16 protein-coding genes and 1 tRNA gene are annotated in these 25,860 nt (G+C 44.2%); all 17 read left to right on the top strand.

Translation table 11 applies throughout. The features are described from left to right. Positions 1 to 51 precede the first annotated feature (51 nt). Positions 52 to 1,149 (top strand): M15 family metallopeptidase, encoded by a 1,098-nt coding sequence (locus G589_RS20805; RefSeq protein ID WP_051192103.1) that lies wholly within the window; start codon positions 52 to 54, stop codon positions 1,147 to 1,149. A gap of 13 nt (positions 1,150 to 1,162) precedes the next feature. Beyond that, positions 1,163 to 2,344, top strand: a complete 1,182-nt coding sequence (tgt, locus tag G589_RS0101065; RefSeq protein ID WP_026520764.1) for a tRNA guanosine(34) transglycosylase Tgt — start codon at positions 1,163 to 1,165, stop codon at positions 2,342 to 2,344. 74 nt (positions 2,345 to 2,418) lie between these two features. Further along, a complete protein-coding gene (yajC, locus tag G589_RS0101060; RefSeq protein ID WP_022767284.1) occupies positions 2,419 to 2,772 on the top strand; it encodes a preprotein translocase subunit YajC in 354 nt (117 codons plus the stop codon). 73 nt (positions 2,773 to 2,845) lie between these two features. Continuing rightward, the gene (gene leuB / locus G589_RS0101055) at positions 2,846 to 3,949 is read left to right on the top strand and encodes a 3-isopropylmalate dehydrogenase (RefSeq protein ID WP_026520763.1); all 1,104 of its coding nucleotides are present in this window, start codon (positions 2,846 to 2,848) and stop codon (positions 3,947 to 3,949) included. Then, positions 3,927 to 5,627: a glycosyltransferase family 39 protein gene (locus G589_RS0101050; protein WP_026520762.1), complete on the top strand. Its 1,701-nt coding sequence runs from the start codon at positions 3,927 to 3,929 to the stop codon at positions 5,625 to 5,627. The genes leuB and G589_RS0101050 overlap by 23 nt, the downstream gene beginning before the upstream one ends. A 20-nt stretch (positions 5,628 to 5,647) precedes the next feature. Continuing rightward, positions 5,648 to 7,318, top strand: a complete 1,671-nt coding sequence (ilvD, locus tag G589_RS0101045) for a dihydroxy-acid dehydratase (RefSeq protein ID WP_026520761.1) — start codon at positions 5,648 to 5,650, stop codon at positions 7,316 to 7,318. Between the two features lie 42 nt (positions 7,319 to 7,360). Continuing rightward, positions 7,361 to 9,040 carry a biosynthetic-type acetolactate synthase large subunit gene (gene ilvB, locus G589_RS0101040; protein ID WP_026520760.1) on the top strand — a complete coding sequence of 560 codons (1,680 nt, stop codon included), beginning with the start codon at positions 7,361 to 7,363 and terminating at the stop codon, positions 9,038 to 9,040. Positions 9,041 to 9,057: 17 nt separating this feature from the next. Then, on the top strand, positions 9,058 to 10,578 hold the full coding sequence (locus G589_RS0101035; protein WP_026520759.1) for a L,D-transpeptidase: 1,521 nt from the start codon (positions 9,058 to 9,060) through the stop codon (positions 10,576 to 10,578). A 118-nt stretch (positions 10,579 to 10,696) separates the two neighbouring features. Beyond that, the gene (locus tag G589_RS20800) at positions 10,697 to 13,861 is read left to right on the top strand and encodes an ATP-binding protein (protein WP_081668887.1); all 3,165 of its coding nucleotides are present in this window, start codon (positions 10,697 to 10,699) and stop codon (positions 13,859 to 13,861) included. Positions 13,862 to 13,877: 16 nt separating this feature from the next. Continuing rightward, complete coding sequence (locus G589_RS20795; RefSeq protein WP_051192102.1) at positions 13,878 to 17,576, top strand: response regulator; 3,699 nt, start codon at positions 13,878 to 13,880, stop codon at positions 17,574 to 17,576. A gap of 26 nt (positions 17,577 to 17,602) precedes the next feature. Next, the gene (locus G589_RS0101020) at positions 17,603 to 17,962 is read left to right on the top strand and encodes a response regulator (protein WP_026520757.1); all 360 of its coding nucleotides are present in this window, start codon (positions 17,603 to 17,605) and stop codon (positions 17,960 to 17,962) included. Positions 17,963 to 17,973: 11 nt separating this feature from the next. Beyond that, positions 17,974 to 19,386 (top strand): HD domain-containing phosphohydrolase, encoded by a 1,413-nt coding sequence (locus G589_RS0101015; protein WP_026520756.1) that lies wholly within the window; start codon positions 17,974 to 17,976, stop codon positions 19,384 to 19,386. A 117-nt stretch (positions 19,387 to 19,503) separates the two neighbouring features. Next, entirely contained in the window at positions 19,504 to 20,586 is a 1,083-nt protein-coding gene (gene serC, locus G589_RS0101010; RefSeq protein WP_022763793.1) for a 3-phosphoserine/phosphohydroxythreonine transaminase, read from the top strand. A 10-nt stretch (positions 20,587 to 20,596) separates the two neighbouring features. Next, entirely contained in the window at positions 20,597 to 21,766 is a 1,170-nt protein-coding gene (locus G589_RS0101005; RefSeq protein WP_026520755.1) for a phosphoglycerate dehydrogenase, read from the top strand. 81 nt (positions 21,767 to 21,847) lie between these two features. Next, positions 21,848 to 23,098 carry a DUF1015 domain-containing protein gene (locus G589_RS0101000; RefSeq protein ID WP_026520754.1) on the top strand — a complete coding sequence of 417 codons (1,251 nt, stop codon included), beginning with the start codon at positions 21,848 to 21,850 and terminating at the stop codon, positions 23,096 to 23,098. Between the two features lie 27 nt (positions 23,099 to 23,125). Beyond that, the gene (gene glgB / locus G589_RS0100995; protein WP_026520753.1) at positions 23,126 to 25,603 is read left to right on the top strand and encodes a 1,4-alpha-glucan branching protein GlgB; all 2,478 of its coding nucleotides are present in this window, start codon (positions 23,126 to 23,128) and stop codon (positions 25,601 to 25,603) included. 68 nt (positions 25,604 to 25,671) lie between these two features. Next, a tRNA-Thr gene (locus G589_RS0100990) sits at positions 25,672 to 25,744 on the top strand. The last annotated feature ends 116 nt before the right edge of the window (positions 25,745 to 25,860 follow it).

Raw genomic sequence — 25,860 nt, 5'->3', positions numbered from 1 at the left:
GGTAGTTTTCCGTAATTTGCAATAAATATCCGGAATAGTGGGGGTTCCGATATGAATGCCAGTAACTTACAAATGAAGCTTACCTATAGAAATAAGGTAATCTCGAGGGTTGAGAAATTTAATAGAAAGCATAAGGCTTTTTCCTTTTTAGGACTGGCCTATGCAATGATCGCCATAACGCTTTACAACTTTTTGTTCTATTTCTACAGAAATGCCAAGAGGTTTACATGCCTTGCATGTATCATTCTTTTCTTTGTTTCAAGCAGTAGCTTTTCTTATCCTGCTATGTCTTTAAACATCAGCTTTGCTGCCAATACGGAAATAGATGAGAATATAGAACAGGCTCCGGAAGTTCTTTCGACGGAGGAAGTTGCAGAGTCAGATGCTGAGCTTGTAACAGCGCAGGATGTGGATCTGGAAGTCCTTCAGGAGGCCAGCGAAGCAGTTAACCCTGATGCGGCTGAGATTGATAACATGGTTTCCGTATCTGAGATTCTCGATGCGGATATACCGGTTGAAACAGACGCAGAGGAGTCGAGAACTCTTTTATCACAGGGTGCAGATGAAGTGACATTTAGCAGCGATGACTGGAAGCTCATTCTTGTTAACAAGCAGCATCCTATCCCTGATGACTATGAGTTCAATCTTGGAACTATCAGCGGAAGCATGCAGTGTGATGAGAGAGTGATTTCTCCCCTTCTTGATATGCTCAAGGCTGCTAGGGCGGATGGCGTCAATCTTATCGTATGCTCACCTTACAGGGACTTAGGCAGACAGACAATGCTCTTTGGCAATAAGGTCGACAGATATATGGGCGGCGGAATGAGCTACATGGATGCTTATAACCTTGCATCCCAGGCAGTAACCGTTCCCGGATCATCTGAGCACCAGATCGGTCTTGCCATTGATATCATCACTGATGGCTACTCATCACTGGATGAGGGCTTCGGAGAGACGGCTGCCGGCAAGTGGCTTGCGGATAACAGTGCAAAATACGGATTTATCTTAAGATACCCTTCGGGAAAAGAGGAGATCACAAGTATAGAATATGAGCCATGGCACTTCAGATACGTAGGTGTCGATGCAGCCGGTGTGATCACAGATAACGGCCTCTGCCTTGAAGAGTTCTGGAATTTATATGTTGAATAAGTAAGAGGAATTTATGTACAAGATTTTAAAGAAAGAAGGAAGTGCCAAGAGAGCTGAGTTTACAACTGTTCACGGTGTGATCCAGACTCCCGTATTTATGAATGTTGCCACAGTTGCAGCAATAAAGGGCGGCGTTTCCACAGAGGACCTTGAGGGAATCGGAACTCAGGTAGTCCTCTCCAATACTTACCATTTGCATTTAAGACCGGGGGACGACCTCGTCTATCGAATGGGTGGATTGCACAAGTTTATGAGCTGCAACAAGCCTATTCTGACAGATTCGGGCGGATTTCAGGTCTTTTCTCTTGCAAAGACAAGAAGAATAAAGGAAGAAGGCGTCTATTTCCACTCACACATTGACGGCCACAAGCTGTTCATGGGTCCTGAGGAGAGCATGAGGATCCAGTCACACCTTGGTTCCACCATTGCCATGGCCTTTGATGAGTGCCCATCTGCCAAGGCAGAGCACGAATATGTGCAGATGTCAGTGGACAGGACAACCAGATGGCTTAAGAGATGCAAGGCGGAGATGGACAGACTCAACAGCCTTCCATACACAGTCAATCCCCATCAGATGCTCTTTGGTATCAATCAGGGAGCAATCTTTGATGATATCAGGATAGAACATGCCAAGGTCATTAGAGATCTTGATCTTGATGGATATGCTGTAGGAGGCCTTGCTGTAGGTGAGAGCCACGAGGAGATGTACCACGTGCTTGAAACTGTGGTTCCTTTCCTTCCTGATGATAAGCCTACTTATCTGATGGGCGTTGGAACACCGGCCAACATTTTAGAGGCGGTTGAGAGAGGCGTAGATTTCTTTGACTGCGTATATCCAAGCAGAAACGGCCGTCACGGACACCTTTATACAAACAGAGGTCACATCAATATCATGAATGCAAGGTATGAGATGGATGATTCTCCGATCGAGGAAGGCTGTCAGTGTCCTGCCTGCAGAAGGTATTCTAAGGCCTACATCAGACACCTTCTTAAGGCTGGTGAGATGCTCGGCATGAGACTTTGCGTACTGCATAATCTCTACTTCTACAATCACATGATGGAAGAGATAAGAGATGCCCTGGATGCCGGTAAGTTCGCAGAATACAAGAGAAGCAAACTTGAAGGAATGCAGGAGTTTGACGGCAATTCGTTAAAAGATGCTTACAATATTGCTAAAAACTGGAGAAAGGGTTAAAAAGCTTGAACTTGGCTACTCTTTTTAGTATTATTGATGGGTGTATATTATTTTTTTAAGGTATGGAGGAAGTTATGGGTTTACTTTTAACAAGTGAAGCAACAGCTAATACACAGAGTATCATTTCAATGGTTCTGGTTTATGCCGCAGTAATCGCAGTTTTCTATTTCCTGTTCATGCGTCCGCAGAACAAGGAAAAGAAGCAGAGAGCACAGATCCTTTCATCTCTGGCTATTGGGGACAGCGTTAGAACAACAGGCGGATTCATCGGAACAGTCATCGACATCAATGATGACATGGTAATCGTTGAGTTCGGTAACAACAAGAACTGTCGTATCCCTATGGTTAAGGAAGCGATTGTTGAGGTTGAAAAGCCTGAAGACGCGGTTGTTTCAGCAAATGATACTTCTGATTCGAAAAAGAAGTAATATTTTTCATGTCTTTTAAAGCCTGGTTGGGAGTGTCCCAATCGGGCTTAATTTCTAATTGGAGGAGGAGAGTATGAAACTTAACATCACATGCATTCCGGGTGACGGAATCGGTCCTGAGATCGTTGCTCAGGCAAAAAAGGTACTTGATAAGGTGGCAGAAGTTTACGGCCACGAGATGGAGTATAAAGATGTTTTGATGGGGGGATGTTCTATTGACGCTTACGGCGTTCCTCTTACCCAGGAGACCATCGATGCTGCAAAGAGTGCAGATGCGGTTCTTATGGGATCTATCGGAGGTAATACCTCAACATCACCATGGTATAAACTTGAACCCTCAAAGAGACCTGAGGCAGGACTTCTCGGTATCAGAAAGGCACTTAATCTCTTTGCCAATCTTCGCCCTGCATACCTTTACCCTCAGCTCTCAGAAGCTTGCCCTCTCAAGGAGGAAGCAGCTGCAAAGGGCTTTGATATGCTCATTATGAGAGAGCTTACCGGCGGTCTTTACTTCGGTGAGAGATTCACCAAGGAAGTTGACGGAGAGATGGTAGCTACAGATACCCTTGTTTACAAGGAGAGCGAGATAAGACGTATCGCCATAAAGGCTTTCGAAGTTGCCCGCAAGAGAAGAAAGAGTGTTATCAGCGTAGATAAGGCCAATGTTCTAGATTCCTCAAGACTTTGGAGAAAGGTCGTAGAGGAGGTTGCAAAGAACTATCCTGATGTAACCTTAGAGCACATGCTGGTTGATAACTGTGCAATGCAGCTGGTAAGAGACCCTTCTCAGTTTGACGTTGTTCTTACAGAGAACATGTTCGGTGATATCCTCTCAGATGAAGCCAGCATGATTACAGGATCCATCGGAATGCTTCCAAGTGCTTCCCTTAACGACACAAGCTTTGGCCTTTACGAGCCCAGCCACGGAAGTGCACCCGATATCGCAGGAAAAGACATTGCTAACCCCATCGCAACTATTCTTTCAGCTGCGATGATGCTCAGATATTCATTTAATCTTGATAAAGAAGCAGATTCTATTGAAAACGCAGTAAGAAAAGTACTTGAGGACGGCTACAGAACCGTTGATCTTATGCAGACATCAAGAGGTGAAGGCTTTACTCAGGTCGGCTGCAAAGCGATGGGAGACGCCATAGTTGAACGAATCGTTAACCTATAAAACCGAAAAAAGAATATATAATCTGCTGCCTCATGAGCCCGAGGCCATGGCGACGACTCTTTTCATAATAGCCATGTCGTCATATTATCTGTGGCGAATGTTCGCCATAACGCCTCAGTACGATGAGCTTTATACCTACTATACGTTTATAAGCAGAGGAGTCATCTACTCGGCTATCCACTGGCCACTTCCCAACAACCACGTTGGATACTCTGTTTTGTCAGCATTTTTATATTACCTTGGGAATCCGTTTATCGCACTACGCGGAGTGTCTTTTATCTGTGCAATATCTAACCTGATATTGGTTTACAGGATTTGTAAAAGATATTATTCCCATGGCCTTGCATTCGGAGCACTCCTGTTGTACTCAGCCATGCAGGTAGTTGTTGAGTACAGCGTTCAGGGAAGAGGATATACCCTTGCAACAACATGCTTTTTGCTCTCGGTTTATATAGCAGGATTTATCTGCAGTCTCGAGGACACCAAGCCAAGTTACTACGTATGCATTGCTTTTGCTTTTGTCATGGGACTCTACACGGTGCCCAGCAGTGTTTATTGGGTTATTCCAGTGAGTGTTGCCATCTCGGTATATCTTTTGGTAAATGCCTACAAGAGCAGACAGCTTCATGACAGCCCTAAGGATAATGTCTATTACAGAAAGTTCATGAAGTTCTTTGTATACGGCCTGATAGCAGCATCCATTACCGCTGCTTTATATGCGCTGATATGGCTTGCAATTGGCTCAAACCTTTTGGTTAAGACAGAAGGCTCAGAGTATTACGGACTTAGTCATGCAACAGTACTTGTAAGGGCTCCTGTAAGCTCGCTCCTTAAGGGCATGGAATATATGCTTGGTCAGCCCTATATCCAGAGCCTTTCAGCAGAGGATTTCAGAGCAGAGTGCGTGGGCTGGGTACTTCGCTTATACAACTACATGATACCCGGCTTTATGTACATCATTCCTGTTATTGTACTGGCCAGTATCATAGTTGCGGGATATGAGTGCATCAGACATTTTGCATACAGCAGAACCATCATAAACCTCATGATAATATCCAATATTATCGTGACCATGCTGATGCTGATCCTTCAGAGGAAGCTCCCTTATCTAAGGGTCTTTAGCTACGGAGGATTTATCCTGACCATATGCTTTTGTGCATGCTTTGAGCGTCTTATCAACGTGTTCATCAGAATTTACAACAATATGCTCAGGAAAAAGGCCGGCGCAGCAACAGAGAACATTGCACACAAGGAGAGTGAGACAACTCTAAAGGGAGAGAACTGGTACAACGGTAAAGGCATATATCTGCCTCTTATTTTCTGCATAGTTTTGTTTGTGTTCAGAGTAACGAGCTATGATTACAGCTGCCAGCTGGGAACAAGAGAAAATGACGTCTTCAACACGCTCTACATTGCAGATGTCACAAGGCGCCACAATATAGCCGTTTTGGACTGCGACCAGCAGTATCTTCTCAAGTTCGGTTGGGACATTGATTGTCAAAAGACTGATGTAGATGGCGCAGATTGTGTTATTATAGATAAAAATCTTTTAGAGCCCGGTTACAGCGGACCTGATTTCTGGAAATTTTATCAGACCTATGAGACTATCGACTGGGACTACATAGATACAATGCGTAATATTTACGAGAATGAGAACTTTATTCTATATATCAAGTAGGAGGAGAAAGGATTATGGCAATGAATAGCGACAGAGTTATGAAAGGACTTCAGCAGGCACCACACAGAAGTCTGTTCAATGCACTTGGTTTTACAGAGGAGGAGAGAAACAAACCCCTTATCGGTATTGTGAGCTCCTACAATGAGATTGTTCCCGGACATATGAATCTGGATAAGATCACAGAGGCTGTTAAGCTTGCTGTTGCAGAGGCAGGCGGAATGCCTGTAGTAGTTCCTGCTATAGCAGTTTGTGACGGTATCGCCATGGGACACATCGGAATGAAGTACTCACTGGTTACAAGAGACCTCATTGCAGACAGCACAGAGTGTCTTGCCAAGGCACATGCTTTTGACGGAATGGTTTGCATCCCTAACTGTGACAAGAACGTTCCCGGACTTCTTATGGCAGCTGCCAGAGTTAATATACCTACAGTATTTGTATCCGGCGGACCTATGATGGCCGGAAGATTTGAAGGACACAAGACTTCACTTTCATCAATGTTTGAGGCTGTAGGATCCGTATCAGCCGGCAAGATGACAGATGAGCAGCTCTGCGAGCTCGAAGAGAAGGCTTGTCCTACATGTGGATCATGCTCAGGTATGTACACAGCCAACTCCATGAACTGCCTGACAGAGGCAATCGGAATGGGACTTCCCGGAAACGGAACTATCCCTGCTGTATATTCAGCTCGTATCAGACTTGCCAAGAAGGCCGGATACGCAGTAATGAACCTTGTTGAGAAGAATATCCGCCCAAGAGATATCATGACAAAAGAGGCTTTCATGAACGCCATGGCTATGGATATGGCACTTGGATGCTCAACCAATACAATGCTTCATCTTCCTGCAATTGCTCATGAGGCAGGAGTTGATATCAACATGGAGATCGCAAACGAAGTATCTGCCAAGACTCCAAACCTCTGCCACCTGGCACCTGCAGGCCCTACCTACATGGAAGACCTCAACGAAGCCGGCGGAGTTCTTGCCGTTATGTCAGAGCTTGTTAAGAAGAACCTGATAAATACTGATCTTATCACAGCAACAGGTAAGACAATTAAAGAGAACCTTGAGGGCGTATATAACAAGAACCCTGAGGTAATAAGACCTATCGAGAATCCTTACATGCAGTCAGGCGGAATCGCAGTACTTAAGGGTAACATCGCTCCTGATACAGGTATTGTTAAGAAGAGCGCTGTTGTTCCTGAGATGATGGTTCATGAAGGACCTGCAAGAGTATTTGATTGTGAGGAGGATGCTATCGAGGCAATCCTTAGTGGCAAGATCGTTGCAGGAGACGTTGTTGTTATCAGATACGAAGGACCTAAGGGTGGCCCGGGAATGAGAGAGATGCTCAATCCTACATCAGCTATCGCAGGCCGTGGCCTTGGCTCAAGCGTTGCTCTTATCACTGACGGAAGATTCTCTGGCGCAAGCCGTGGTGCTTCCATCGGGCACGTTTCACCTGAGGCAGCTGTTGGCGGACCTATCGCACTCATCGAAGAGGGCGACATCATTTCCATCGACATCCCTAACAACGCTCTTAATGTAAAGGTATCAGATGAAGAGCTTGCAAAGAGAAGAGAGAAATGGCAGCCAAGAGAGCCCAAGGTTACTACAGGTTACCTTGCAAGATACAGAGAGCTTGTAACCAGCGGAAACAGAGGAGCTGTTTTAGAAATTCCAAGAGCCTGAATAATTTCGGGCGAATAATATAGAAGCCAAAGGAGTATTGAAATGCAACTTACAGGATCACAGATTGTTCTTGAGTGTCTTAAGGAACAGGGGGTAGACACAATCTTTGGATACCCGGGAGGAACAATCCTTAACATTTACGACGAACTCTACAAGCAGAGTGATAACTTCCTTCACATCTTGACCAGCCATGAGCAGGGCGCAGCTCACGCAGCTGACGGCTATGCAAGATCTACAGGCAAGGTTGGTGTGTGCTTTGCAACCAGTGGACCGGGCTCAACGAACCTGGTAACGGGAATTGCAACAGCCTATATGGATTCTGTTCCAATGGTGGCTATTACCTGCAACGTAAATCTCCCTCTTTTGGGAAAAGACACTTTCCAGGAGGTAGATATCGCCGGAATCACAATGCCTATCACCAAGCACGGCTATATCGTCAAGGATGTTAAGAACCTCGCTGATACCATCAGAAAGGCCTTTAAAATCGCAAGAAGTGGTCGTCCCGGACCTGTAATTGTTGATATTACCAAGGATGTTACAGCTAAGACTTGTGACTTCAGACCTGTTACAATCTCTGAGGAAGAGCCTGTCAAGAAGTACCACACCGATGACATCAATCAGGCAGTTAAGATGATAAAGGCTTCAAAGCGTCCCTTCATCTATGTGGGCGGCGGAGCTATCATCTCCAATGCATCCAAAGAGCTTTTAGAATTTGCAAAAAAGGTTGATGCACCTGTATGCGACACCCTTATGGGAAAAGGCGCTTTTGACGGAACAGATAAGCTCTATACCGGAATGATCGGTATGCACGGAACAAAGGCTTCTAACCTTGGAGTAAGTGAATGTGACCTTCTTATCACACTGGGAGCGCGATTCTCAGACCGTGTTACAGGAAATGCCAAGACCTTTGCTTCTAAAGCTAAGATCCTGCAGATCGATGTAGATGCTGCCGAGATCAACAAGAATGTAAGAGTTGATTTCGCTATTGTAGGAGACCTTAAGAGGGTTCTTACAGCAATTAACGAGAAACTTGAGCAGCTTGATCACAGCGAGTGGCTGGGGAAGATAGCAGATTACAAGAAGAAATTCCCTCTTGGCTATGATACAGACAAGCTCACCTGCCCATATATCATCGAAGAGATTGATAAGTTAACAAAGGGCGATGCAATTATTACAACTGATGTTGGACAGCACCAGATGTGGGCTGCTCAGTACTACAAATACAGAAAACCAAGGACCTTCCTTACATCAGGTGGTCTTGGAACCATGGGTTACGGTCTTGGAGCATGTATCGGTGCCAAGGTCGGTAACCCTGATAAAGTCTGCATCAACATCGCAGGTGACGGATGCTTTAGAATGAACATGAATGAGATGGCTACTGCTTCAAGATACAACCTTCCTATCATCGAGGTTGTAATCAACAACCATGTTCTTGGAATGGTAAGACAGTGGCAGACTCTTTTCTATCAGCAGCATTACTCACAGACCATATTCGAGGATAAGGTTGATTACTGTAAGGTTGCTGAGGGACTTGGCTGCGAAGCTATCAGGATCACCAAGAAGAACGAAGTTGCTCCTGCTCTTAAGAAAGCTCTTAAGATGGGCAAACCCGTTCTTCTCGATTGCATCATAGAAGAGGATGACAAAGTATTCCCTATGGTGCCTCCGGGAGCTTCAATCAGTGAAGTCTTTGATGAGAAAGACCTGAAAAACAAGAAGTGATCTAAACTGAGGAGATTATGAAAAAGGTATTTAAGAGAGCCTTTATAGGAGTGACAGCAATTATCGTGCTCCTTGCAGCGCTGTATTTTGCGCTTGGGCTGTATTACATGGGAGGTTTCCCATGCTTTACCTGGATAAATGGTATTTACTGTACCGGAAAATCAGTAAGTGAGGTCAATGCAGAGCTCCTTGAGAGCTCACCTTACGATGGGATTGCCGTCATGGACAAGTCAGGTGCAAGGCTTTTTGTGAGCGCCAGGGACACCGACCTTACCATGGACTACAGAGGCGCGCTCACAGAGGTATTTGAAAACATGGATCCTCTTAAATGGGGAATTTATGTGTTTAAGAACCTTACCTGTGAGTATGAGCCTGACGTAGCACTTAGTAAAGATAAGGTGGCAGAGCTGGTTTCCGACTGGGAGATATTTATTGACCCCTCTGACCTTAAGTGCTCAATTGAGAAGACAGCCGATGGCTATGTTCTCGAGAATGCTTTTATTTCTCTGCCTGAGAAAGAAAAAATCGTTGATAAGGTTTATGAGTCAATGCTTAAAAGGCAGAGCGTTCTGGATCTTGCGGAGTGTGAGGACTGCTATAAAGAGCTTGATGTAAGAAGTTCTGACCGAGACAAGGTGGAGGTCTTTACTAAGCTTGATGGACTTCAGAACTTCAATATAACTTATGACCTTGAGGGCGTTAAGGTGTCTCTTGATAAGGGTAAGGCAAGCGGCTTTATCTTAACTCAGAGAGACTATGATGCAGCTCTTGAGGAAAAGACAAGTAAGAATAATCCCGGTCTTGGCCATTTTATTATTGCAGGTGAGGAAAAAGAGCTACCGGCCGAGGAAGATATCAAGATTGTTGAAGGAATCGTTACTGATGCGGAATACAATCCAATCGTGTCCGAGAGTAAGATTTATGACTTCCTTAAGAACATTGCAGACTCCCACGACACATCCTGGATGATGGATGAGTACAGAAAGGGCGTCAGCAACACGATCATTGTAAACTCAAGCTCTAAGGGTGATGGTTCAATCTTTGATATAAAATCTGAGTTTGAATATCTCAGAGACCAGATGATGGCCGGGACACTTGGCATGCCACAGGAAAAGAGCCTTGCGCTATCTGAGAATGCAGTTGTCTACGATGCAAATGAGAAGCTTGGTAAGACCTATATCGAAGTCGATATGGGTAAGCAGATGCTGTACTACTACGTGGACGGCGAGCTCAACATGGACATGCCTGTTGTTACAGGTAATGTTAATCGTTCGAGAGGTACTCCAACCGGAATCTATCCTGTCTATAACAAGAGATACCATACTTATCTGCGTGGCGTAGATTATGTCTCATACGTTAATTACTGGCTTGGAGTAAACAAAGGAGTTGGCATTCATGATGCAAACTGGCGCAGTAAGTTCGGGGAAGAAATCTATAAATCCGACGGATCCCACGGCTGCATAAACTGCCCCTATGATTCCGTAGAAGTCCTCTGGGATGTTGTAGATATAGGAACTCCGGTAATATTGTACTATTGATGAACTTTGATCCGGCAGCAAACGCTGCCGGATTATTTATGTAAAATTTACGGATGGCAGTAATAAAAACTTCGGGAAAAAGTGGATGAATGTGCGCTTATAGTGATATATTAGTAGTATGAGAAGAATGCTTTTTTCCTTATTAATTTTATGCTTTTTAGCGGCAGGATTTAGTATTCCTGTCTATGCTGATAGTGAGACTGCAGAGACCGTAAAGATTGGTTATTACGAGAATGAGGTCTTCGAAGAGGGCGCTTCTCCGGATGCAGTTAAGACCGGCTATGCGTATGAGTATTACAGAAAGCTCTCGGAATATACCGGTTGGAACTATGAGTATGTCTATGGCAGCTTTGGAGATCTGTATGATATGTTGCTGTCCGGTGACATAGATCTTCTTGCCGGTCTTGCAAAGCGAGATGACAGGCTTAGTATTATTGGGTATCCATCGGCCCCTATGGGGAACGAGGTTTATACCCTTGTCAAACATGATGATGACGAATCAGTCACATTCTCTCCAAATTCTGTTTCAGGGAAGAAAATTGGCGTACTTCAAAGTGCCATCGTTGATATCCTTGAAAACTACCTTAATGAAAACTCAATTAATGCAGAGATAGTTACTTTTGATGATTATGGATCTCTTTTTACAGCCTTTGATACCAAGGCTGTTGATGTTATGGCTGCTGAAGGTGATGGAGCCTATGGCCGTGAACATGCGGAGGTTATATGTACCTTTGGCACATCGGACTATTATCTGTGTGTAACGAAGAGTCGTCCGGATATTCTTTCGGAACTGGAAGAAGCCCAGAATATGCTTGCCATGGAAGAACCCAATTATGTGGCAAATCTGCAGAGCAAATATTATTCTTCAAGCGTTTCAAGTCACACATTTTCTACTGCTGAGAGACAGTGGCTATCTGAAAACAAGACTCTGGAAATAGGCTATTTAAATGACTATCTGCCCTATAGTGCCACAGATAAAGACGGAAATGTAAACGGCATTATAAAAGACATAATCCCAAAGATGCTTGAAGACCTTGATATCAGGGATATTGAAGTGTCCTACGTTGGGTACGAGAGCTATGATGAGATGGTTGCTGCTCTTCGTGATGAAGAAATTGATGCAGGATTCCCTGTGGGCGGAGGCCTTTACTACTCGGAAGTAAACGGCATTTATCAGTCGACTTCAGTTGTGTACTCGACCATGGAGCTGGTATACAAGGATGAATTCCATGAAGAGAGTCTTTCTAAAATCGCTGTAAATGAAAACAATCGAATGCAGTATTACTATGTACGCACTTACTATCCGGATTCTGAAATCATACTTTACCATGGATTTGATGAATGCCTGCAGGCAGTACTTAAGGGAGAAGCGGGAGTAACCACTCTTAACGGTCTTCGTGCGAATGAGATACTTAGAAACAGTAAGTACAAAGGACTCTCATCCAGAACTTTAAGTCATTTGGATGACAGGTGTTTTGGTGTGAAGATCGGAAATGAAGGCCTTTTAAAGCTCCTTAATCATGGCGTAAAAGTAATAGGCACGGATTATCCCAGTGATATAGCAAACAAATATTCAAATCAGCTTTACACATATACACTCACCGACAGATTAAAAGACAATATGTGGATATTCCTTACGATGCTTCTTATCATCGCTCTTTTGGTGATCGCACTTATCGTAAGGACTCTTATGCATGCACAGCAGGCTAATCGCATGAAGACTGACTTTGTCTCCAATATGTCCCATGAGATCAGAACGCCTATCACTGCAATTCTTGGCATGAACGAAATGATACAGATGGAGTCAAATGATGGTAATGTGCTTCACTATGCTGAGAATATAGAAAAAGCCGGGGAGAGCCTTCTTGGTATCATCAATGAAATTCTTGATTTTTCCAAGATAGAAGCAGGCCGTATGGAACTGCACAAGCAGAAATATTCGCTGCTTGAGTTTTTCAGCAGCCTTCACATGATGGTTTTAAATCGCACCGAGGAAAAGAATTTAAACCTTATCATGGATATTGATGAAAGGCTTGTTTGTGAAGCTATTGGCGATGTACAGAAGCTTCGCCAGATCTGTGCAAATCTTCTGACCAATGCCGTTAAGTATACAAAAGAGGGCGAAGTGAAGCTTTCTGCAAAAGTTCTTGAGCAGACCGAGAAGTCTTTTACCATGGAAGTTTCAGTCACTGATACCGGCATTGGAATTAAAGAAGAGGAGATGGACAAGCTCTTTTCCGCATTTGACAGACTCGACCTTGAGAGGACGAAAAACATTGAAGGATCCGGGCTTGGACTTGCCATTTCGCGGAGCTTTCTGGAACTTATGGGGAGTGAAATAAAGGTTGAAAGTGAGTATGGAAAGGGCTCTAAGTTTTCCTTTACCATCGAGCAGGAGATATCGGATAAGACACCTATAGGTCCATACAAGCCGCTGTATCTTGATGATAAGAGTGAGCATAAAAAGAAGAGGGCAGCGACCTTTACTGCTCCGGAGGCAAAGATCCTCATTGTTGATGATACCCCTATGAATCTGCAGGTAATATGCGGACTACTAAAGGGAAATGAAATGAATATTGAAACGGCGATAAGCGGAGATGAGTGCATTAAGCTTTTTGCAGACAAAGACTACGACTGCGTATTTCTGGATCAGCGAATGCCGAACCTTAGCGGAACTCAGACGCTGGAAATACTAAAGGATAAGTATCCGGAAAAAGCTAAGAAGACTCCTATCATCTGTCTTACGGCCAATGTTCTTGCAGGAGGCAGAGAGCAGATGATCGCAAGCGGATTTACGGATTATCTGACCAAGCCTGTGACCTTGTTTGAAATGGAGAATATGCTCCTTAAGTATCTGCCGGAATCCAAGATAAATAAAACAGGGGTAGATCCCTGCAATGAAGAGGTTACTTCAGATGAGATCCCGACGCAGGTAAAGGCTATATGCGAACTTGATATCGAGAGTGGCATAGAGTACTGCGGAGATGAAGAAGAGTATATGGAAGCTCTTAAGGTCTATGCTGCTTCGGTGACTGATAAGGCGTCTAAGATAAGGGGCTTTGTCCAGAGCGGAGATTTAAAGAATCTGACTATGACTGCCCACTCTATCAAGAGCACTTCACGTGCTATTGGGGCAAAAGAGCTTTCGGCCCTTGCAGAAGAAATAGAGAAGAAGGCTGAGGGCCTAAGTGAAGAGGAAAGAAACGATAAGGTTTCTGAGTTCCTTACAGAATACGAAGATTTGGGAAACAAGATAGACAGTGCACTTGGCAGCATGCGATGAAGATGAGGAAAGCGCTATGCAGAAAAACAGAGTTATCAGTGACGAGATCATGACAACAATACAGTCAAAGGAAGGAATGACTGCGGTAGAATGGATCGCTGAGCAGATGCCGGGCGGTTTCTTTATCTATCGTGCGGATGAGAGCATGGAGCTCTTGTACGTCAACCAGTCAACCTGCGAGATCTACGGGTGTGAAACCGTGGATGAATTCAGGGAGTATACCGGAAACAGTTTTCGTGGCATGGTACATCCGGATGACTTTGAAAAAATTCAAAGTTCCATAGATGAACAGATTTCACAGCCGTCAAACAGAAGAAGTATTGACTATGTTGTTTACAGAATCATACAAAAAGACGGGACCATCAGATGGGTTGATGACTATGGGCATTACGCATCCCTGCCCGGTCATGGTGCTGTTTATTATGTATTCATAGAGGATATTACCGAGTACAAGATAGCTGAGAGAGAAAAAGAGAGGGCTGAGTCTCTTGCAACTGCACTTGAACAGGCAGAAGCAGCAAATAATTCCAAGAGTGCATTCCTATCCAACATGAGCCATGAGATCAGAACGCCCATAACTGCTATTCTTGGAATGAATGAGATGATCCAGAGAGAGACAGAGAATTCTACAATACTTGATTACTCAGAGAATATCCGTAAGGCAGGAGTAAGTCTTCTTGGAATCATCAGTGACATTCTGGACTTTTCAAAGATCGAGAACGGAAAACTCAGCCTTGAAAATGAAGAGTATTCCCTCTCATCACTGTTGGTGGATCTATATAATCTTGTGCAGTTCAGGGCAGAGGCAAAGGGACTTGAGCTTAACTTTTTGGTTGATCCTAAGCTCCCTGTGCATCTTTTTGGCGATGAGATAAGAATCAAACAGATAATAACCAATATCCTTACAAACGCAGTCAAATACACGGAAAAGGGCGGTGTTGATTTTGAGATAAAGCTTCTTGAGAAGCTTAATGATGCGATTAAATTTGAGGTGGCAGTAGTGGATACCGGAATAGGTATCAGACCAGAAGACATGGAAAGGCTCTTTGAACCTTTTGACCGCTTAGACCTTAAAAAGACAAGAACCATAGAAGGAACCGGACTTGGCCTTGCTATTACCAGACAGCTCCTCTCCCTTATGGGCAGTGAACTTCATGTGGAGAGTAAGTATGAGAAGGGCTCCAAATTCTCTTTTACCCTGACTCAGAAAGTATCGGACTGGACGGAGATAGGAGAATTTAACTTAGAGCCTCATGGCCAGGATACAGGAGCGGTAAAGGGCAAACATACACTGTTTACTGCACCGGGACTGGGAATACTCGTTGTTGACGATACGCCCATGAATCTTCAGGTTATTGCAGGGCTCCTTAAGCGCACCAAGATTCATATTGATGTAGCCACCAGCGGAGCTGAGTGTATCGAGAAATTCGGAAAAGAGCATTACGACCTGGTATTTCTTGACTATCGAATGCCACAGATGAATGGTATTGAGACCCTGGAGGCCCTTAGGGAGAAATACCCAGAAAAGTTTGAAAGTACGCCTATTATCTCTCTTACAGCCAGCGCTGTAGCCGGCGATAAAGAGAAGATGATGAGAGCTGGATTTACGGACTATCTCTCAAAGCCTGTTAACATCGATGAAATGGAACGCATGATGATGAGGTATCTGCCTCAGGATTCTGTCATTTTATATGACGGCACGGAAGAAGAGCCTGAGGATGATGAGCTTTCAAAGCTTCCGAAAGTGATCTTTGAGTATAAAGAGCTTGATCCTGAAAAAGGCGTTGAATACTGCGGAGATGTTGAGGATTATATCTTTGCCATCGAGACCTACTCCATGTCCATCGACACTAAGGCAGAGCAGATAGAGGATAATCTTAAGAATAAAGATCTTGATGCCCTTGCGCTCAATGTTCATTCGCTTAAGAGTACATCAGCAGCCATCGGAGCCTGCAAGCTTTCTGACAAGGCCAAGGAAATAGAGCTTGGCGCCAAGGCGGGAGACATGGCGTTGGTGGAGAAAAATATCCCGGAGCTGCTACGCGATTACAGGGCACTGAAAGATATACTTGGCAAGGTATTAAAGGACTACGAGGTAAAGGATGAGAGCAGCAGAGTTGCCCTTAAGGTTGTCGAGGAGGAAAGACAGCTCTTTCTTGCAAGAGCTCTTAAGGAGGCAGAGAAGGCCAATCTTGCCAAGACTATGTTTTTGTCCAATGTCAGTCATGAGATAAGGACGCCTCTTAATGATATTGTTGGTCTTTACAATATTGCACTGCAAAAGAAGGATCTCGATGATGAGACCAGGGATATAATCTCACAAATTGGCGTCAGCGTAAGGCATACCATCTCGCTGATCAACGATATTTTAGAGATGAGCCTTATAGAGTCCGGCAACATGAAGCTCAAAAATGAAGCGTTCTCCTTTGGCGACCTTCTTGAGCAGATAAATACCATCACGGAGTCAAAGTGCGACGATAAGGGAATAATCTTTGACTGCAGCGTAAGCGGAAATATAGATGAGCATTATGTCGGTGATGATTTAAAGATAAAACAGGTTCTTTTCAATATTATCGAGAATGCAATCAATTTCACTCCGGAGGGCGGAAAAATCTCTTTTGCCGTAAAAGAAGAAAAACGCGGCGATGGAAAAGCGCAGATCTGTATGGAAGTTACAGATACAGGCACCGGAATCGGTAAAGAGTTCATGCCTCATCTGTTTGAACCTTTTGCTGTGGAAGGCGAAGGAGTTCCGGGAAGAACGGGGCTTGGACTTGCCATAACCAGGAACATTGTTGAAATGATGGGAGGCACCATAAGTGCTGTTTCCGAAAAAGGAAAAGGGTCAACATTTACTGTTTCAATTCCGCTTGGAATAAGCAGCGATAGCGAAAACGAAAAAGACTCTTTCGACCCTGCAAGTGTTCGTGCTCTTATTGTGGATGATGATGTGACAGCCTGCGAGCATGCGAAGATGATACTTCACAGAGTTGGAATTGAGTCTGAGTATGTCTTAAGCGGCGAAGAAGCACTTGCTATGAGCAAGAATATTCCGGGGCTTAAGCCTGCGTTTAACCTGATGCTGGTGGACTGGAAGATGCCGGGCATGGATGGTATTGAGCTTACAAGACGCATGAGGGAGATTTACAGCAAGGATGAAGTTGCGATAATTCTTACAACCTACAACTGGTATGAGGTTATGGAGGATGCCTTTAGTGCAGGTGTAAACGGCTTTTTGGCAAAGCCAATGTTTGCAGGGAATATCAAAGAAGAGCTCTCCAAGATACTGTCGGAACATAAGAAGGATCAAAAGAAATCCAGCAAAGCATCGGCTCTGACAGGAAAGAAGGTCATGCTTGCGGAGGACCATGAACTAAACGTAAGGATCATGGAACAGCTCCTTAGGTTAAACGACATCGAGGTGGATGTCGCCCATGACGGAGAAGAGGCACTAAAGCTCTTTGAAAGAAGCGCACCCGGGACCTATGATGCAATCCTTATGGATATCAGGATGCCGAAGATGAACGGACTTGATGCTACAAAGGCGATAAGAAGACTTTCAAGGCCTGATGCCGGAAGCATTCCGATCATTGCACTTACTGCCAATGCACTGGCTGAGGACGTTCGCCGGTCGTTTGATGCAGGTATGAATGCGCACCTTGCAAAGCCAATAGAGCCGGATGAACTGTTCTCCGTGCTTAAGAGTCTTTTGTAAAAATACATCACAAATGGAGGGAAGATATGAGTCGTATTTTACTTATTGATGATGATGAGGATATGCTGGCTATGACCGGAAGGTGGCTTGAAAAGGGCGGCTACGAGGTAATGAAGGCTGCCTCTGGCAAGGAAGCTCTTTCTATGATGACTTCAGATAAGCCGGATCTTGTGCTCCTTGATTATGCAATGCCCGAAATGGATGGACCTGCTGTGCTTGCAGCAATCAGATCAAATCCTGAGATAAAAGATATCCCCGTGGTTTACAGAACCGGTATGGATGATAGCGACTGCGAGGGTAGCGGTGATGTTAAGCCTGACGGAATTGTATCTAAGTCAGAAGGCAGGCCGTCACTTATGAAGGCTGTTGAGGCGATTCTTGGGTAGGAGGATACTTTATGTTTTGGGTAGTTGTTGTAGATGATGATGTGGAGAGCCTTGAGCATATTTCTTCCATTCTTACAAAGAAAAACATGAAGGTTACAAAACTCTCATCCGGAAAAGAGCTTCTTAACTATGTAGAGGGAATGGTTCCGCTACCGGATCTGATTCTTTTGGATGTCTATATGGATGAGATGGACGGTTTTGAGACCTTGAAGGCATTTAAGGAAAAGCCTGAGGGGGAAATTCCTGTAATCTTTCTGACGGGCGATGAGGATCTTAAGACTGAGGCAGATGGCCTTCATCTTGGAGCCGTGGATTTTATAAGAAAGCCTGTAGTTCCGGACATTCTTTCCATGCGCGTCACGAAGACCATCGAATTTGAACGCCTGAAAAAAGAACTTGCCAGGGAAGTTGAGAAAAAGACCCAGGAGAATATAAGACTTACGCTCCATGTGGTTCAGACTCTTGCTGAGGCAATTGATGCAAAGGACGCCTATACCAACGGTCATTCCGGCAGAGTTGCTGCATATTCAAAAGAGATCGCGAGGAGATATGGATATGATGACAATCAGCAGGATGAGATCTATATGATGGGGCTCTTGCATGATGTAGGTAAGATCGGAGTCCCGGACTGGATCATCAATAAGACATCCCGTCTTACGGATGAAGAGTTTGCTGAGATCAAGAAGCATCCCGTAACAGGAAATAATATCCTTAAGAGAATCAAGGAAATGCCACAGCTTGCCTTTGGAGCCAGATGGCACCATGAGAGAGTGGATGGCAGAGGATATCCTGACGGACTTAGAGGCAATGAGATTCCTGAAGAAGCAAGGATCATCGCAGTTGCTGATGCATATGATGCCATGACCAGCAACCGTAGCTATCGTGAACCCATGCCACAGGAAAGGGTCAGAGGCGAAATTGAAAAGGGAAAAGGTGCTCAGTTCGATCCCATATTTGCTGATATAATGCTTGAAATGATCGACGAAGATGCGCAGTATGAGATGAGAGAAGGGACTCAAAAAGAGGCTGTCCTTCGTGAAACTTCTTCTGAAGAAGCAATACTTCACATGGATAATCAGTATGTTCTTCCTGAAAAACTTTTGGGGCTTGAGCAGCTAAATACAGATCTTGGAATTTATCTTTGCGGAGGAATTGAAGATTACCTCGAGGTACTTTCTGCTTTTAAAGATTCCATAGATTCCAAATCTGAAAAAATTGAAAATTCATGGAAAAATGAAGCCTATGATACTTACACAACTTTGGTTCATTCACTGAAAAGTTCGGCAAGAACAATCGGTGCAACAGAGATTTCTGATCTTGCCAAAAACCTTGAAAGTGCAGGTAAAAACGGCGAAATTGATATTATAGAAAAAAAGACTCCGATGCTTTTGGAGATGTACAGAGAGTTAAAAAATCACCTCTGAAATAATTAAATAACACACATTATGGAATGACAATATTGACAAAAATCTTTTTGCGTTTACAATGAAGTTTATAGTTGCAAACGCAAAAAGATTTTTTTGATTAGGAGGAGATTTAAATTGTCACGAGTTTATAATTTTTCAGCTGGTCCGGCAGTACTTCCGGAAGAAGTTTTGAAACAGGCTGCAGCAGAAATGCTTGATTACAACGGATGTGGAATGTCCATCAACGAGATGAGCCACAGATCAAAGACCTTTGACAACGTTATTCAGACTGCCGAGCAGGACATAAGAGATCTTATGAATATTCCTGACAATTACAAGGTTCTCTTTTTACAGGGCGGAGCAAGCCAACAGTTCGCAGCTGTTCCCCTTAACCTTATGAAGAACAAGAAGGCCGGCTATATCATCACAGGACAGTGGGCTAAGAAAGCTTACCAGGAAGCTCAGAAGTACGGTGAGGCTGTAGAGCTTGCATCAAGTGCAGACAAGACCTTCTCATACATTCCTGATTGTTCAGATCTTGATATCGCAGATGACCTTGACTACGTATACATCTGCGAGAACAACACAATCTACGGAACCAAGTTCAAAACTCTTCCAAATACAAAGGGCAAGATCCTTGTATCTGACGTTTCTTCATGCTTCTTATCAGAGCCTGTAGATGTATCCAAGTACGGAGTTATCTACGGTGGTGTTCAGAAGAACGTAGGACCTGCTGGTCTTGTTATCAGCATCATCAGAGAAGACCTCATCACAGACGATGTTCCTTCCTACACACCTACAATGCTCAAGTGGAAGACTCAGGCTGACAACGGCTCTTTATACAACACTCCTAACTGCTGGAGCATCTACATGTGCGGTCTTGTATTCAAGTGGCTTAAAGAGCAGGGCGGTCTTGCAGAGATGAAGAAGAGAAACGAAGAGAAGGCTGCAGTTCTTTATGATTATCTTGATCAGAGCAAGATGTTCAAGGGAACAGTTAGAAAGGAAGACCGTTCACTTATGAATGTTCCTTTCGTTACAGATTCAGACGAACTCAACGCCAAGTTCATCGCTGAGGCAACAAAGGCAGGATTTGTAAGCCTTAAGGGTCACAGAACAGTAGGCGGTATGAGAGCCAGCATCTACAATGCAATGCCTATCGAGGGTGTTAAGAAGCTCGTAGAGTTCATGGATAAGTTTGAGAAAGAGAACGCATAAGGAGGAAGAGATGTTCAAATATAAGTGCTTAAATCCAATCGCTAAGATTGGTCTTAATAATTTCAATGAGAATTACAACGCAGTAGACAACGTTGATGATGCAGACGGTATTCTCGTAAGAAGTGCCAACATGCTTGAAATGGAGTTTTCCAAGAACCTTCTTGCAATCGCAAGAGCAGGTGCCGGTGTCAACAACATTCCTTGTGATAAGTGTGCTGAGCAGGGTATCGTTGTATTCAACACACCCGGAGCAAACGCTAACGGTGTAAAAGAGATGGTCCTTGCTGCAATGCTCATCGCAAGCCGTGACATCATCGGTGGAACAGAGTGGGTTAAGGCAAATGCCGGAGACCCTGAGATCGCCAAGCTCACAGAGAAGTCAAAAAAGAAATTCGCAGGAACCGAGATATTTGGCAAAAAGCTTGGTATCATCGGTCTTGGTGCAATCGGTGTCCGCGTAGCTAATGCTGCAAGACAGCTCGGTATGGAAGTTTACGGATATGATCCATATCTTTCAATCGACGCTGCATGGAGACTTTCATCAGATGTTAAGCACGTTACAAATGTAGATGACATCTATTCAAAGTGCGATATCATCACAATCCATGTTCCTGCTCTTGATTCAACAAAGGGCATGATCAACAAGGATGCCATTGCCAAGATGAAGAAGGGCGTTATCCTCATCAACCTAGCAAGAGATATCCTCTGCAACGAGGCAGATGTTCTTTCAGGAATCAATGCCGGCAAGATCAGAAAGTACGTAACAGACTTCCCGAACCCTGTAATCGCAGGCCATGACGGATGCATTGTTATCCCTCACCTTGGAGCATCAACTGAGGAATCTGAAGATAACTGTGCTGTTAAGGCTGTTCTCGAGCTCAAAGACTATCTTGAGAATGGTAACATCAATAACTCAGTTAACTTCCCTAACTGCGATATGGGAATCTGCAGCAAGCCTCGTGTAGCTATCTTCCACAAGAATGTAGCTAACATGATCAGCCAGTTCACAACTGTTCTTGGAACTGCAGGCATGAACATCTCTGACATGACCAACAAGTCAAAGGGTGATTATGCTTATACCCTCATCGACCTTGAGGATACAGTTACAGATGAGATCGTTAAGAAGCTTTCAAAGGTTGACGGCGTAATCAGAGTAAGAGTAGTAAGAAAAGACGTCTAAATCTATATTAAAGTGGTATGATAACAGGAGAGATTTTGAAGGTTCAGGATCTCTCCTTAAATTTTTGTTGGAGGTTAGAACATGGCAGACATTAAGCCTTTTAAGGCATACAGACCAAATACCGATAAGGTGTCAAAGATTGCAGCTCTTCCCTATGATGTTTATAACAGCGCAGAAGCACGTGCAATTGTTGAGAAAAACCCGGATTCCTTCCTTTCGATCGACAGGCCTGAGACCTTTTTTGAAGTAGGGCACGATATGTATGCGCCTGAAGTATATAAGAAGGCATCAGATGAGCTATGGGCAAGGATAGAAAAAGGTGATTTCGTCCAGGATGAGGAGAAGTGTTACTACATCTATGAGCTCACAATGAACGGAAGAAGTCAGACCGGAATCGTTGCTGTTGCTTCCATAGATGATTACATGAACAACGTGATCAAAAAGCACGAGAACACCAGAGAAGAGAAGGAGCAGGACAGGATCAACCATGTTTATACATGCAAGGCTCAGACCGGTCCGATCTTTTTGTGCTACAGAGAAAACGAGATCATAAGCCAGATCATCGACAAGGTAAAAGAGGTTGATGAGCCGGTTTACGATTTTACTTCTGATGACGGCGTGACTCACAGAGTCTGGGTTATGACTGACGAAGAAGAAAACAACATGATCTGCAGGATATTTACCTCTATAAATGAGATATATATTGCCGACGGACACCACAGATGTGCATCAGCTGTGAAGGTCGGACTTAAGATGAGAGAGGAAAATGCGGGAAAACTCAAAGGAAAGCAGGAGTCTGACTACTTCCTGTCAGTTCTTTTCCCTGATTCTCAGCTCATGATAATGGATTACAACAGAGTGGTTAAGGACCTGAACGGCCTTAGCACTTCGCAGTTCATGGACGCAGTTTCTGAGAAGTTCGATGTCACAGAGGAGGCGGAAGCTGTTCATCCTTCCTGCAAGGGCGAATTTGGAATGTACCTTGATAAGAAGTGGTATAGATTAAAGGCTCATAAGGATATTATGAAGGATGACGCGGTAGAGGGTCTTGATGTATCCGTTCTTCAGAATGAGCTTCTCTCACCTGTTCTTGGTATCGGTGATCCAAGGACTGACAAGAGAATTGACTTTGTCGGAGGCATAAGAGGGCTTTCCGAGCTTGAAAGAAGAGCAAACGATGACATGTGCCTGGCGTTTTCCATGTACCCAACATCAATCTCGGAACTATTTGATGTTGCGGATGCAGGAAAGCTTATGCCACCTAAGTCTACCTGGTTTGAACCAAAACTCTTAAGTGGGTTATTTATACATGAAATTAATGGTATGATTTAATTACAAATCCATAAGGGAGGCAGTATCGTGAATAATAAACTTTACAAAATGATGAATTGGCCCGAGATAGAAGAGATTATTTACTCCGATGGTGACAACCCACACAGAATTTTAGGTGCTCACAAGGTAGGTAACAGCTATCTTATCCAGGCCTTTTACCCGGACGCTCAGTCGATAAAGGTATATGTTGAGAACAGCAAAAAGAGCTATGAGATGGAGCTTGCTGATGAGGCAGGATTCTATGCCATATTAGTTCCCTATGTTGATAAGCTCAAATACTACTTCATAATTACGGATGCAGAAGGACATGAGACCAAGTTGTTTGATCCCTATGCTTTTGGACCTCTTATGGACAGAGAGGATTTCATCAAGCTTGGAAGTGGAATTCATTACCACATCTACGAGAAGCTCGGTGCACATCCCATGACCAGAAACGGCATCAGTGGTACAAACTTTGCTGTTTGGGCTCCCACAGCTGCCAGAGTCAGTGTTATCGGAGACTTCAACAACTGGGACGGAAGAGTATGCCAGATGCATAGACTTGACCCCATCGGCGTATTTGAGATATTTGTTCCCGGAGCTTTGGAGAATGACGGCTACCAGTTTGAGATCAAGACAAGGAGCGGTCTTATCTTAAAGCGTCCTGACCCTTATGCAATAAAATCAAGAGGAGAGAACGGAATCATATCCGTCATCACACCTCTTAAATCAATAAAGTGGACAGATGATAAGTGGATGAAGGAGAGAACGAAGTTTAATGTCTCCGAGAGTCCTCTTTCTATCGCTGAGATCTGCCTTGAGTCTTTTGCCGGAAGACACGAGGGCAAGAGCACCATGGAAGAGATCACTGCAGATGTCCTTGAGTTTGTGAAAAACCATGGCTTTAACGCCATCGAGCTCATGCCTGTAATGAAGCATGTTCCGGGACATTTCTATCATATTTTGAATTTCTTTTCACTGGACGATACATACGGCGATACCAGCGATTTCATGAAGTTTGTTGATGCCTGCCACGAGGCCGGAATAAGGGTACTCCTTGACTGGGTTCCCACATTCTTCCCCAAGGCTTCCTGCGGACTTAGTGATTTCGACGGAAGAACTCTTTATGAGTATGCAGATCCGAGGATCGGTGTTCACCCAAGGTCCGGAGATATGATATTCGACTACGGACGCAAGGAGGTTACTAACTTCCTTATTTCAAATGCCCTTTACTGGATTGAGAACTTCCACATAGATGGCATCAGGACTTCCGATATTTCAAGGATTCTTTACCTTGACTATGACAGAAAGCCCGGTGAGTGGCTTCCTAACATCTATGGAGGCAATGAGAACCTTGAGGCACTTGAGTTCCTTAAGCAGCTCACAACTGTGATCCACAAGGACAATCCGGGAACTGTTCTTATAACAAAAGAGACAGCTTGCTGGCCACATGTGACAGATTCCGTAGAGAACGGCGGACTTGGTTTTGACTATAAGTGGAACAACGGATGGTCGAGAGACTTCCTTTCATACATGCAAAATGATCCGCTCTTCAGGGCAGGCCATCACGATGAGCTGACATTCAGCCTTATCTACAGCTACACAGAGAGATTTATTCTTGCATTTACTCATGAAGATATGGAGAAGGGTCTTGAGGGTCTCTACTACCTGATGCCCGGTGATTCAGCTCAGAAGATGGCCAATCTCAGACTGGCTCTTAGCTTTATGATGGTTCATCCCGGAAGAAAGCACGTTTATATGGAGCCGGATGCGCTGACTGTTGATCAGGCTGTATTTGTTGAGAATATGGTCAAGAAGCTCAACGAACTCTATTTCAATAAGCCTGCCTTCCATACACTTGATGACAACGATGGCGGCTTTGAGTGGATAAACGTTCTTGCAGCTGACGAGTGTATGCTTGCTTTTGTCAGAAAGACAGAGAATGACAATGAGATGCAGGTAGTTGTAGCCAACATGGCCGGCATTGAGAGAAGCTTTGAGATCGGAGTTCCTGCCGACGGAAGATACACCGAGGTATTCAACTCAGATGATGTAAGCTATGGCGGAACCGGAATCCTTAATACAGGACGAAAGGAAGCAAGAAGAAAAGAGATCGACGGACGTCTTTACTCAATTTCCTTATCCCTGGCTCCTGCATCCCTTTCAATCTTCTCATACACTCCTTACACAGAGCAGGAGAAGAAGATCCGTGCTATCAAGGAAGAGGAAGAGATAAAGAAGGAGAAGGAGAAAGAAGAGAGGATCGCAGCTCTTAAGCAGAAGCAGAGCGAGGAAGAAGAAAGACTCCTTCAGGAACTCAAGATCAAATATGAGAAAGAGCTCCTTGAGCAGGAGAAGGCTATCGAGGAGAAATATGAGAAGATCGAAGAAGAGAGAATCTTCTCCATCGTCTCCGAGGAAGCCATTAAGAGCGTAAGTGCCAAGGCTCCGGCTAAGAAGGCTCCAGCTAAGAAGACCACGGCTAAGAAGGCGCCTGCCAAGAAGACTGCTCCCAAAAAGAAATAAGAAAGATTAATTCTTGAAAACTACCAAAGGGCACATTATAATGAGTGATGTGCCCTTTGGTGAACCACGCTGGAATAGCGCAGTCGGTAGCGCAACTGATTCGTAATCAGTAGGTCGAGGGTTCAAGTCCCTTTTCCAGCTCTTTAAGATGGCGAACTTCGCCATCTTTTTTATTGGAATATATGCTAATTGCGCATAATTGTGTTATAATAAAATGTCGTATTATTGATAAAACGCACAGCCAATTTAAATATAGT

This window comes from Butyrivibrio sp. VCB2001 (assembly GCF_000423965.1).
In the GTDB taxonomy this organism is placed as follows: domain Bacteria; phylum Bacillota; class Clostridia; order Lachnospirales; family Lachnospiraceae; genus Butyrivibrio.
Note: the sequence above shows the minus strand (reverse complement) of the source record. Positions and strands in the feature narration are given on the sequence as shown.

Coding starts and splice junctions, on each gene's coding strand:
- G589_RS20800 (WP_081668887.1), top strand. CDS start 10,697: ATGAGAAGAATGCTTTTTTCCTTATTAATTTTATGCTTTTTAGCGGCA.
- G589_RS0101005 (WP_026520755.1), top strand. CDS start 20,597: ATGTTCAAATATAAGTGCTTAAATCCAATCGCTAAGATTGGTCTTAAT.
- G589_RS0101020 (WP_026520757.1), top strand. CDS start 17,603: ATGAGTCGTATTTTACTTATTGATGATGATGAGGATATGCTGGCTATG.
- G589_RS0101015 (WP_026520756.1), top strand. CDS start 17,974: ATGTTTTGGGTAGTTGTTGTAGATGATGATGTGGAGAGCCTTGAGCAT.
- tgt (WP_026520764.1), top strand. CDS start 1,163: ATGTACAAGATTTTAAAGAAAGAAGGAAGTGCCAAGAGAGCTGAGTTT.
- G589_RS20795 (WP_051192102.1), top strand. CDS start 13,878: ATGCAGAAAAACAGAGTTATCAGTGACGAGATCATGACAACAATACAG.
- leuB (WP_026520763.1), top strand. CDS start 2,846: ATGAAACTTAACATCACATGCATTCCGGGTGACGGAATCGGTCCTGAG.
- G589_RS0101035 (WP_026520759.1), top strand. CDS start 9,058: ATGAAAAAGGTATTTAAGAGAGCCTTTATAGGAGTGACAGCAATTATC.
- ilvB (WP_026520760.1), top strand. CDS start 7,361: ATGCAACTTACAGGATCACAGATTGTTCTTGAGTGTCTTAAGGAACAG.
- yajC (WP_022767284.1), top strand. CDS start 2,419: ATGGGTTTACTTTTAACAAGTGAAGCAACAGCTAATACACAGAGTATC.
- G589_RS0101000 (WP_026520754.1), top strand. CDS start 21,848: ATGGCAGACATTAAGCCTTTTAAGGCATACAGACCAAATACCGATAAG.
- G589_RS20805 (WP_051192103.1), top strand. CDS start 52: ATGAATGCCAGTAACTTACAAATGAAGCTTACCTATAGAAATAAGGTA.
- ilvD (WP_026520761.1), top strand. CDS start 5,648: ATGAATAGCGACAGAGTTATGAAAGGACTTCAGCAGGCACCACACAGA.